This is a genomic window from Acidimicrobiales bacterium (assembly GCA_036491125.1).
In the GTDB taxonomy this organism is placed as follows: domain Bacteria; phylum Actinomycetota; class Acidimicrobiia; order Acidimicrobiales; family AC-9; genus AC-9.
The window spans coordinates 1-10,014 of sequence record DASXCO010000062.1; the positions used below are offsets into that span (position 1 = coordinate 1).

The following is a 10,014-nucleotide window of genomic DNA, read 5'->3' on the forward strand; positions in this document are numbered from 1 at the left end:
GTGGAGCTGTCCTCGCTGACCGGGGCCCAGCTGGAGCTGCTGCGTCTGGTCCGCCGTCGGCCTGGGGTGTCGATCGCGGACGCCGCCCAGGAGCTGAGGCTGGCGCCGAACACGGTAAGCACGCTTGTCCGTCAGCTGACCGAGCGGGGGCTGATGCTTCGCCGCGTGCACGATACCGATCGGCGCGTCGCCCGGCTCGAGCTGTCGGCCGATATCCGTCGCAAGGTCGACGCCTGGCGGGATCGCCGCGTCGTCGGCCTGGGCGAGTCCATCGGGCGGCTCTCGCCGGAGGATCAGCGCAGCATGGTCGCAGCCCTGCCGCTGCTGGCCCGTCTCGCCGAGCATCTCGAAGAGCTGGGACCCGACCGGTGAGTGACGGACCGGACCGAGGGGGGTGGCGGTAGTGGACGACCGGTCGTCCCCGCCGAGAGTGCCGGCTCTGGCGTGTCGGGGACTCCGCCATCAATTCGGTGACCACATTGCGGTCGACGGCATCGACCTCACCGTCTGGCAGGGCGAGGTGTTCGGGCTCCTCGGCCCGAACGGCGCGGGCAAGACGACGACGATCCGGGTGCTCAACACCTTGTTGCCGATACAGGGGGGCGTGGTGGAGGTGCTCGGCTACGACGTCCGCCGCTCACCGATGGCCGTGCGCCGCCTGCTCGGTTATGTCCCTCAGCAGCTCTCGGTCGAGGCCGCCCTCACGGGCCGGGAGAACGTCACCTGGTTCGCCCGGCTGTTCGATGTCCCCCGCCGGGAGCGAAAGCGCCGTGTGAACGATGCCCTGGACGTGATGGGCTTGGGTGACGTGGCCGACCGGCTGGCCGGGACCTACTCGGGTGGCATGATCCGGCGGCTCGAGCTGGCCCAAGCACTCGTCAACCGGCCCGCTCTGCTCGTGCTCGACGAGCCGACCGTCGGCTTGGACCCTGTGGCTCGCGACGGGGTGTGGCTGCGCGTGGAAGAGCTCCGGCAGGCGACGGGCATGACCGTGCTGCTCACGACGCACTACATGGAAGAGGCCGACGCGTTGTGCGACCGCATCGCGCTCATGCACCTCGGGCGGATCCAGAGCGAGGGGACCCCCGACGAGCTGAAGGCCGCCCTCGGGGTGGGATCGACGCTGGAAGACGTCTTCCGCCACTCTACGGGGGGCGACCTCCACGGCGATGGCGAGACGAAGGGAGGTCTGCGTGAAGTCCGAAGTACTCGTCGAACCGCAGGTCGCGTCGGCTGAGGCGGCGGTCGCACCGGGAACGGGGATCTGGCGACAGTTCCCGAGCCGTGTCGCCACGTTCTGCCTCGTCGAACTGCAGAAGCTCCGCCACGACCGCACCGAGCTGTTCACGCGGGCCGTGCAGCCCGCGTTGTGGCTGGTCATCTTCGGTGAGACGTTCACCCGTCTGCACGCCATCCCCACCGGACACCAGCCCTATCTCGACTTTCTCGCTCCCGGGATCATCGCCCAGTCCGGTCTGTTCGTCGCCATCTTCTACGGCATACAGATCATCTGGGAGCGTGACGCCGGGGTACTGACGAAGCTCCTCGTCACTCCCACACCGCGCTCTGCGCTCATCATGGGCAAGTCCTTCGCTGCCGGTATCCGGGCGCTCGCTCAGGTCGTCGTGGTCCTGGTGCTGTCGGCACTTCTCGGAGTCGCCCTGACGATCAACCCTCTGAACATCCTCGGTTCGTTCATCATCGTGATGCTGGGCGCGGCCTTCTTTTCTTGTCTGTCGATGACCGTCGCCGGGGTGGTGCTCAAGCGGGACCGACTCATGGGCATCGGCCAGATGATCACCATGCCGCTCTTCTTCGCCTCCAGCGCGCTGTATCCATTGAGCATCATGCCGGGGTGGCTCCGGGCTCTCAGCCGGGTCAACCCGCTCACCTACGAGGTCGACGCGCTGCGCGGCCTCCTCATCGGCTCGCCCGCCCACGTCGGGCTCGACTTTCTCGTGCTGGTTGCGTCCGTGGTCGTCGGGGTGGCCACCGCGTCGTCACTCGTCGGCCGGCTGGCTCGGTAGACCCTGCGCGCCCGACCGCGGCGCTCGGCGGGCTCGCCGGCGAGGGCGAGGTGGTCTTACTATTCGCCGGAAGCGTCCAGCCGCTCCGCCAATTCTGAACAAGCTGAGGAGTCGGGATGACCGATACCACCGCGATCCGGGTTGTCGACGACGGAGCTGTCCGGGCCCTCGTGCTCAGCCGGGCCTCGGAGTACAACACCATCACCCCGCAGCTGCGCGACGAGCTGGGACGGTGCATCGACGACGCCGATCGGGACGACGAGGTGAGGGTGATCCTTCTTCGCGCCGAAGGTAGGGCCTTCTGTGCCGGCTTCGCCTTGGATGCCGCGACCGCCGCCCAGGCTGGCGAGGGCGGGGGCAGGGTGTGGGACTCGATCGCCGATTTGCGGATGATCTCCTCGTATGCGGACACCTGGGCAAAGCTGCAACGCTGCTCCAAGCCGACCGTGGCCGCGGTCCAGGGTTGGTGCATCGCAGGCGGCACCGATCTCGTGCTGAACGCGGACGTCATCATCGCCGGCGAGAGCGCCGTGTTCGGCTATCCGCCGGCCAGGGTGTGGGGAACGCCCGAGGCGCCGTGGCTGTGGGTGGCCCGCCTCGGCCTGGAGCGGGCCAAGCGGTACCTGCTCACTGGCGACGAGATCCCCGGACCGGAAGCGGCCCGGATAGGGCTGGTGCTCGACTGCGTGCCCGATGCGGAGCTGCTCGACTCCGGCATGGGTCTGGCCCGGCGCATGGCGCGGTTGCCCGTCAATCAGCTGCGAATGCTCAAGCTGCTGTGCAACCAGACGGCGCAGCAGTTCCAGCCGGACACCTCTCGGTTGCTCGGGTGCCTGTTCGACGGCGTGGCTCGTCACACTCAAGAAGGACTCGACTTCGTCGAACGCGCTCAGGACGTTGGCTTTCGTGAGGCCGTTCGGGAACGCGACGACCCCTTCGGCGACTACGGCCAGCGGCGCTCGCCCCAGGGCCGATAAGCCACAGTCGGTGCCCGCAGCGTTCACACATTTTTGATGCCTTTGGAGCCCCCATTAATGGGCTGTTAACGCCTGGTGGGGAACGCTAGCGGCCATGGCTGATTTCCTCGCGGTTCTCGGAGTTGTGATCTTCATGGCCTTGGGGCTCCTGATGGTTCGCGGGCTGGAGCACGTATGAGCGCGAGCAACGCCATCCTCCTGACCGTCTCGACCCTGGTCTTCTTGTACGTGGGGTTTGCAATGTTCCGGCCGGAGCGCTTCTAGATGGGCTTCTTCTGGACCATCGTCGTGATGGTGGTGCTGCTGGGCCTGGCCTGGCGGTACCTGGGCTCCTACATGGTGTCGGTCTACGAGGGCCGCATGTCCTGGCTGGGATGGGTCGAGCGTCCCATCTACAGGGCCCTCCGGGTCGACCCCGAGGCCGAGCAGTCATGGCAGCGGTACACGGGGGCGCTGATCATCTTCTCGGGCGTCGCCATCCTGGCTACGTACTTGATCATCCGCCTCCAGGGTCACCTACCCCTCAACCCTCAGCACCAGAACGCGGTGCCGGCCGGCCTCTCGTTCAACACCGCCGTGTCGTTCGTCACGAACACCAACTGGCAGAACTACTTGGGAGAGTCGACCATGTCGTACTTCTCCCAGATGGCGGCCCTCACGGTGCAACAGTTCGTGAGCGCTGCGGTCGGCATCGCGGTGGCCATCGCCCTGATCCGGGGATTCTCTCGTAAGGGGTCTCCGACCATCGGGAACTTCTGGGTGGACCTGACTCGTGGAGTCCTCTATATCCTCATCCCGATCGCCTTCATCGCCGGCCTCGTCTTCGTGGGACAGGGGGCGGTGCAGACCCTGGCGGGCCCGGCGAACGTCCACAACGCGCTCACCAGCGCGAACCAGTCGATCCCCCGGGGACCGGTGGGCTTCATGGAGTCCATCAAGCAGCTGGGCACCAACGGGGGTGGCTTCTTCAACGCCAACGGCGCCCACCCCTTCGAGAACCCCACCGGGGTCACGACCCTGCTCTCCTTCGTCCTGCTGCTGTCCATCCCGTTCGCGCTGACCTACACCTTCGGCAAGATGGTCGGCCGCGTCCGCCAGGGCGTCGCCGTTCTGGCCGCCATGGTCCTCATCTTCGGGGTCTGGGTGGGCTTCTCCTCCTACGCCGAGCACCAGAGCAACCCGGCCGTCGCCGCCGCGGGGGTGGTGCATCAGCCGACCGGCAACATGGAGGGCAAGGAGACGCGCATCGGCGACACCACCTCGGCCCTGTACAACATCGCCTCTACCCAGACCTCGACCGGGAGCGTTTCGGCCTCGAACGACTCCTTCACGCCCATCGGGGGGTTCGGCCTGCTGAGCGGCATGATGCTCGGCGAGATCAGCCCCGGCGGCACGGGCAGCGGGTTGTACACCATCCTGCTTTTCGCCCTGGTCACCGTGTTCCTGGGTGGGCTGATGATCGGCCGAACGCCGGAGTACTTAGGCAAGAAGATACAGGCGCGGGAGGTGAAGCTCGCCGCCTTGGGGGTGCTCGTCATGCCCGTCACGGTGCTGACCCTGGCTGCCGTCGGAGTGACGACCAGCGCCGGTCGGGCTGGTCCGCTGAACGCCGGGCCCCACGGCTTCAGCGAGATCCTCTACGCCTTCACGTCGCAGGGCAACAACAACGGGTCGGCCTTCGCCGGACTGACCGGCAACACGACCTTCTACAACGTTGCCGGCGCCGTCGCCATGCTGCTCGGCCGCTTCGCCATCATGATCCCTGCCCTGGCCTTGGCCGGAGTCCTGGCCGCCAAGCAGGTCGTGCCCGCCTCGGCGGGAACGTTCAAGACCGACACACCGCTGTTCACCGGGTTGCTCGTCGGCGTGATCCTGATCGTCGGCGGCCTCACCTTCTTCCCTGCCGTCTCGCTCGGCCCCATCGTCGAGCAGCTCAGTCACGGAAAGTTGTTCTGATGCAGACGATGACCCCTGATCAGCCGACACCGGCTCAACGGCCTGCCGCACGAGGGGTCGCCCAGAGTCGGAGCCTCTTCGATCCCGAGATCGCTCGGCAGGCGCTGGTCGACGCGTTCAAGAAGTTCGACCCTCGGGTGCAGGTGAAGAACCCGGTGATGTTCGTGGTGCTGGTGGGAACGGTGATCACCTTCATCGAGGCCATCTACCACTCCAGCATCTTCACCTGGAGCATCACCGTCTGGCTGTTCCTCACCGTGCTGTTCGCCAACTTCGCCGAGGCCATGGCCGAGGGACGGGGAAAGGCGCAGGCCCAGACGCTACGGCGGATGCGCGCCGTGACCGAGGCCCGGCGGCTGCTGCCGGACGGCACCGAGGAAAGGGTCCCCGCCGCCGAGCTCGCGACGGGCGACATGGTGGTGGCCGAGGCCGGCGACCTGATCCCCTCCGACGGAGAGATCACCGAGGGGATCGCCTCGGTCGACGAGTCGGCCATCACCGGCGAGTCCGCCCCGGTGATCCGGGAGTCGGGAGGCGACCGCTCGGCCGTCACGGGCGGGACCAAGGTGCTCTCGGATCGCATCGTGGTCCGCATCACCGCCGAGCGGGGCCACACCTTCCTCGACCGCATGATCGCCCTCGTCGAGGGGGCGGAGCGCCAGAAGACCCCGAACGAGATCGCGCTCACCATCCTCCTCGGTGCTCTCACGATCGTCTTCCTGCCCGTCGTCGTGGTGCTCGAGCCCTTCGGCCACTTTGCCGGGGCCACCGTGTCGGTGGTCATCCTGGTGGCACTCCTCGTTTGCCTGATCCCGACCACCATCGGCGCCCTCCTGTCGGCCATCGGGATCGCCGGGATCGACCGGCTCGTCCAGCGCAACGTGCTGGCGTTGAGCGGACGGTCGGTCGAGGCCGCCGGCGACGTGGCCACGCTCCTGCTGGACAAGACAGGCACGATCACCCTGGGCAACCGGATGGCGGCCGCCTTCATCCCCGTGGGAGGCCACGACGAGGCCCAACTGGCCGATGTGGCCCAGCTGGCCTCCCTGGCCGACGAGACTCCCGAGGGGCGCTCCATCGTGGTCCTGGCCAAAGAGCGCTTCGACATACGGGAGCGGGACCTCGGCATCGGACACACCTTCGTCCCCTTCTCGGCTCTCACGCGCATGTCCGGCCTGGACATGGATGGCAGGCAGATCCGCAAGGGCGCGGCCGAGGCGGTGCGCCGCTGGGCGGTCGAGCAGGACGGCCAGGTGCCGCCTGATCTCGATGAGATCGTGGAGCGCGTCTCGAGGGCGGGCTCCACTCCTCTGGTGGTGGCCGAGGGTCCCGAGATCCTGGGCGTCATCGAGCTCAAGGACATCGTCAAGCAGGACATCCGCGAGCGGTTCGATCAGCTGCGAACGATCGGGATCCGCACGGTCATGATCACCGGCGACAACCCCCTGACCGCGGCCGCCATCGCCCAGGAGGCCGCCGTGGACGACTTCCTGGCCGAGGCGACCCCCGAGGCCAAGCTCGACCTGATCAGGGGCGAGCAGGAAGGGGGCAAGCTCGTCGCCATGACGGGGGACGGCACCAACGACGCCCCCGCCCTGGCCCAGGCCGACGTCGGAGTGGCCATGAACACGGGGACCACAGCGGCCAAGGAAGCCGGCAACATGGTCGACCTGGACTCCAACCCGACCAAGCTCATCGACGTCGTGGAGATAGGCAAGCAGCTGCTGATCACCAGGGGATCGCTGACGACCTTCTCGATCGCCAACGACGTGGCCAAGTACTTCGCCATCATCCCCGCCCTCTTCGTCGCCACCTACCCGCAGCTGAACACGCTCAACATCATGAAGCTCCACAGCCCGACCAGCGCCGTGCTGTCGGCCATCATCTTCAACGCCCTGGTCATCGTGGCCCTGATCCCCCTCGCCCTCCGCGGTGTGCGGTGGCGGCCCACGAGCCCGGCCGCCATCCTCCGGCGCAATGTCTTGATCTACGGCGTAGGCGGGATCATCGTTCCCTTCGCCTTCATCAAGGTCATCGACGTCATTCTCACCGCTACTGGGGGCTACTGATGCTCGTCCACCTCCGTCGCGCCGTCATTCTCACGATCATCTTTTTCGCCCTCTGCGGGCTCGCTTACGGCTACGCCGCCACCGGCCTGTCCCACGTCCTGTTCAGGCACCAGGCCGACGGCTCGATCACGGCCAACGGCTCGACGTTGATCGGCCAATCCTGGAGCGGACCGGGATGGTTCCAGGGCCGCCCCGACTCCAACACGCCCATGGCGTCCGGGGCCGCCAACCTCGGGCCCCGTTCCCAGGCCCTCGAGCAGGCGGCGGCCAAGCAGGTGGACGCCCTCAAGAAGCAGGGCATCCAGCCCACTCCGGGCCTGGTGACCACGTCGGGAAGCGGACTCGACCCCGACATCAGCCCCACCGACGCCTACGCGCAGGTCGACGCGGTGGCTGGCGCCCGGCACCTGGCGGCGCCCCAGGTTCACCAGCTCGTGGCAAGTCACGTCCACATCGCCGAGCTCGGGTTCCTCGGTTCCGACTACGTGAACGTCCTCGAGCTCAACCAGGCCCTGGCGCAGGTCCGGTGACCGGGTGAGGCCGAGTACCGTTGAGAGGGCGATGACCGCACGTAGCTCTGCCTCGATAGATCCGGTGGCCCAGGGCGAGGACCGGGCTCTAGTGGAGGACTCGGACACGGCGGCCGTCGTGCAACCGGCCGGGCACTTCCGGCTCTATCTGGGGGCGGCGGCCGGAGTCGGGAAGACCTTCGCCATGCTGAACGAGGGCCGACGGCGCCACGACCGAGGCGCTGACGTCGTGGTCGGCTTCGTCGAGACGCACGGGAGGCTACATACGGCAGAGCTGCTCGAAGGCCTCGAGGCCATTCCCCGCATCTCGCTGGAGTACCGCGGGTGCCACTTCGAGGAGATGGACCTCGACGCGGTCCTTGCCCGGCACCCCAAGGTCGCCCTGGTCGACGAGATCGCCCACACCAACGTGCCCGGCTCAGGTCGCAACGAGAAGCGTTGGCAGGATGTCGTCGAGCTGCTCGACGCGGGGATAGACGTGATCACCACCGTCAACATCCAGCATCTCGAGAGCATCGCTGACGCCGTGGAGCGCATCACGGGGGTGTCCGTGCGAGAACGCGTGCCCGACTGGGTGGTACGCAAGGCCAACCAGATCGAGCTCGTCGACTCCTCACCCGAGGCGCTCCGTCGCAGGATGCTCCACGGCAACATATACCCGAAGGACAAGGTCCCCCAGGCGCTCACCCACTTCTTCCGCACCGAGAACCTCGTCGCCCTCCGAGAGCTGGCGCTGCGCTTCGTCGCCGACGCCACGGAGGAGGAGCTCCTCGACCACCTTCGGCGTTACGAGGTCTCCTCGGTGTGGGAGACAACCGAGCGCATACTGGTGGGCGTCACAGGGGCACCGGGCACCGACGCGATCCTCAGGAGAGCGGCCCGGATGGCGGCCAGGGTCCATGCCGAGCTTCACGTCGTCCACATTGTCAGCGGCGACGGCGACCGCAAGGGGGATCGAATGGCTATCGAGAGACTGCGGCACCTGGCCCAGGACCTGGGGGCACATTGGGACGAGGTGCAGGCGGACGACTCCGCCCACGCGCTGATGGAGTTCGCCCGCAAGCATCAGATCACCCAGATCGTGGTCGGATCGACTCGCCGGGGCCGGTGGGAGGAGATGACCAAAGGATCGATCGTCAAGCAGATCCTCCGTGAAGCAGCCGAGACCGGTACCGATGTCCACGTCATCGCCCGGCGGGACGCGCCGGTGGAGGTGCGTGAGCCGGACGGTCCCGGCAACGAGTCGTAGGGGCGAGCTCCGATATGGGCGCGTCCTTCGCGCCCTCAGGGCAGGGCCGCGCCCGCTCGTGAGGCCGCGGTGAGCGACGGCCGGGATGCGACAGAATCTCACCACGGCGCCCTGCGCGTGTACCTCGGGACCGCCGTCGGCGTCGGCAAGACCTACGCCATGCTCAACGAGGGTTCGCGCAGGGCCCAGGCCGGCGAAGACGTGGTCGTCGGCTATTTGGAGCGGCATGGCCGTCCTGAGACCAAGGCTCAACTCCGAGGCCTGGAGCTCGTCCCCCCTCGGCTTGTCCCCTACAGGGACAGCACCTTCGAGGAGCTCGACGTGGACGCCGTGATCGCCCTCCACCCCGATGTGGCCCTCGTCGACGAGCTGGCCCACACCAACTTGGCCGACCGCCGACCTCGCTGGCAGGAGGTGGAGGATCTACTGAGCGCTGGCATCGACGCGATCACGACGGTCAACGTGGCGAACTTGGCGTCCGTGCGCGAGTACGCCGCCGAGGTCACAGGGTCGGGAACGGTGGAGCGCGTGCCCGATGAGGTCATCCGCCGTGCGCAGGTCGAGCTGGTCGACCTTCCACCCGACGTGCTTCGCCAGCGGGTGGCGGCAGGACAGGTCTACTCGGCGGCCCAGGTGGGTGGTGCGCTGGCCAACTACTTCCGCGCCGAGAACCTGGCTGCGCTCAGCCACCTGGCGCAGTCGTGGATGGCGGGCACGCTCGACGAGGAGGGTCCCGCCATCGTGGCCCGCTACACGGAGTCCTCCCCGAGGCCGGTGGTGATCGCCGGCCTGTCGAGCTCCCGCCCGGCCGAGCCGGTGATCCGGCGCGCCGCGGAGCTGGCGGAGTCAGCCGACGCCGATCTGTTGGTCGTCCACGTCGCCGACGGAGCCGCTCGAGGCTCGACGCACGTCCCGTCCGAGCGCCGGGATCTCGCCCAGTCTCTCGGTGGGAGCCTGGTCGAGGTTCGGCGAGAGGACATGGCTGACGCCCTGGCAGCCACTGCCGCTGAGCACGGCGCCACAGCTGTGGTCGTCGGCCAGCACCCTTCCCGGTGGGTCGAGCTGATCAGGGGATCCACAGCTCGCCGGCTGCGCCGTCGGCTCCCCAACGTGACCATCGAGGCCGTCGAGCAGGGTTGAGACAGGCGGGGGATCAGGGCGACGGATTGACGGGGGTGGGCCGGCGGCCGCCATTCCCGAGGGCCG

10 protein-coding genes are annotated in these 10,014 nt (G+C 67.8%); all 10 read left to right on the forward strand.

All coding sequences use genetic code 11. The annotated features are described in order from the left end of the window. A partial coding sequence (locus VGF64_04885; GenBank protein HEY1634071.1) for a MarR family transcriptional regulator occupies positions 1 to 372 on the forward strand: 372 nt, incomplete at its 5' end. Between the two features lie 31 nt (positions 373 to 403). Further along, a complete protein-coding gene (locus tag VGF64_04890; GenBank protein HEY1634072.1) occupies positions 404 to 1,237 on the forward strand; it encodes an ATP-binding cassette domain-containing protein in 834 nt (277 codons plus the stop codon). Further along, on the forward strand, positions 1,194 to 2,027 hold the full coding sequence (locus VGF64_04895) for an ABC transporter permease (protein ID HEY1634073.1): 834 nt from the start codon (positions 1,194 to 1,196) through the stop codon (positions 2,025 to 2,027). The genes VGF64_04890 and VGF64_04895 overlap by 44 nt, the downstream gene beginning before the upstream one ends. A 116-nt stretch (positions 2,028 to 2,143) precedes the next feature. After that, positions 2,144 to 3,004: a crotonase/enoyl-CoA hydratase family protein gene (locus VGF64_04900; protein HEY1634074.1), complete on the forward strand. Its 861-nt coding sequence runs from the start codon at positions 2,144 to 2,146 to the stop codon at positions 3,002 to 3,004. Positions 3,005 to 3,178: 174 nt separating this feature from the next. Next, on the forward strand, positions 3,179 to 3,268 hold the full coding sequence (locus VGF64_04905) for a potassium-transporting ATPase subunit F (GenBank protein HEY1634075.1): 90 nt from the start codon (positions 3,179 to 3,181) through the stop codon (positions 3,266 to 3,268). Then, the gene (kdpA, locus tag VGF64_04910) at positions 3,269 to 4,960 is read left to right on the forward strand and encodes a potassium-transporting ATPase subunit KdpA (GenBank protein HEY1634076.1); all 1,692 of its coding nucleotides are present in this window, start codon (positions 3,269 to 3,271) and stop codon (positions 4,958 to 4,960) included. Positions 4,961 to 4,968: 8 nt separating this feature from the next. Further along, entirely contained in the window at positions 4,969 to 7,029 is a 2,061-nt protein-coding gene (kdpB, locus tag VGF64_04915) for a potassium-transporting ATPase subunit KdpB (protein ID HEY1634077.1), read from the forward strand. Beyond that, positions 7,029 to 7,559 (forward strand): potassium-transporting ATPase subunit C, encoded by a 531-nt coding sequence (locus VGF64_04920; GenBank protein ID HEY1634078.1) that lies wholly within the window; start codon positions 7,029 to 7,031, stop codon positions 7,557 to 7,559. Before kdpB ends, VGF64_04920 begins: the two co-directional genes overlap by 1 nt. A 31-nt stretch (positions 7,560 to 7,590) precedes the next feature. Continuing rightward, positions 7,591 to 8,808: a universal stress protein gene (locus VGF64_04925; GenBank protein ID HEY1634079.1), complete on the forward strand. Its 1,218-nt coding sequence runs from the start codon at positions 7,591 to 7,593 to the stop codon at positions 8,806 to 8,808. Between the two features lie 69 nt (positions 8,809 to 8,877). Then, positions 8,878 to 9,948 (forward strand): universal stress protein, encoded by a 1,071-nt coding sequence (locus VGF64_04930; protein HEY1634080.1) that lies wholly within the window; start codon positions 8,878 to 8,880, stop codon positions 9,946 to 9,948. Positions 9,949 to 10,014: the final 66 nt, after the last annotated feature.

Coding starts and splice junctions, on each gene's coding strand:
- VGF64_04900 (HEY1634074.1), top strand. CDS start 2,144: ATGACCGATACCACCGCGATCCGGGTTGTCGACGACGGAGCTGTCCGG.
- VGF64_04920 (HEY1634078.1), top strand. CDS start 7,029: ATGCTCGTCCACCTCCGTCGCGCCGTCATTCTCACGATCATCTTTTTC.
- kdpA (HEY1634076.1), top strand. CDS start 3,269: ATGGGCTTCTTCTGGACCATCGTCGTGATGGTGGTGCTGCTGGGCCTG.
- VGF64_04905 (HEY1634075.1), top strand. CDS start 3,179: ATGAGCGCGAGCAACGCCATCCTCCTGACCGTCTCGACCCTGGTCTTC.
- kdpB (HEY1634077.1), top strand. CDS start 4,969: ATGACCCCTGATCAGCCGACACCGGCTCAACGGCCTGCCGCACGAGGG.
- VGF64_04925 (HEY1634079.1), top strand. CDS start 7,591: ATGACCGCACGTAGCTCTGCCTCGATAGATCCGGTGGCCCAGGGCGAG.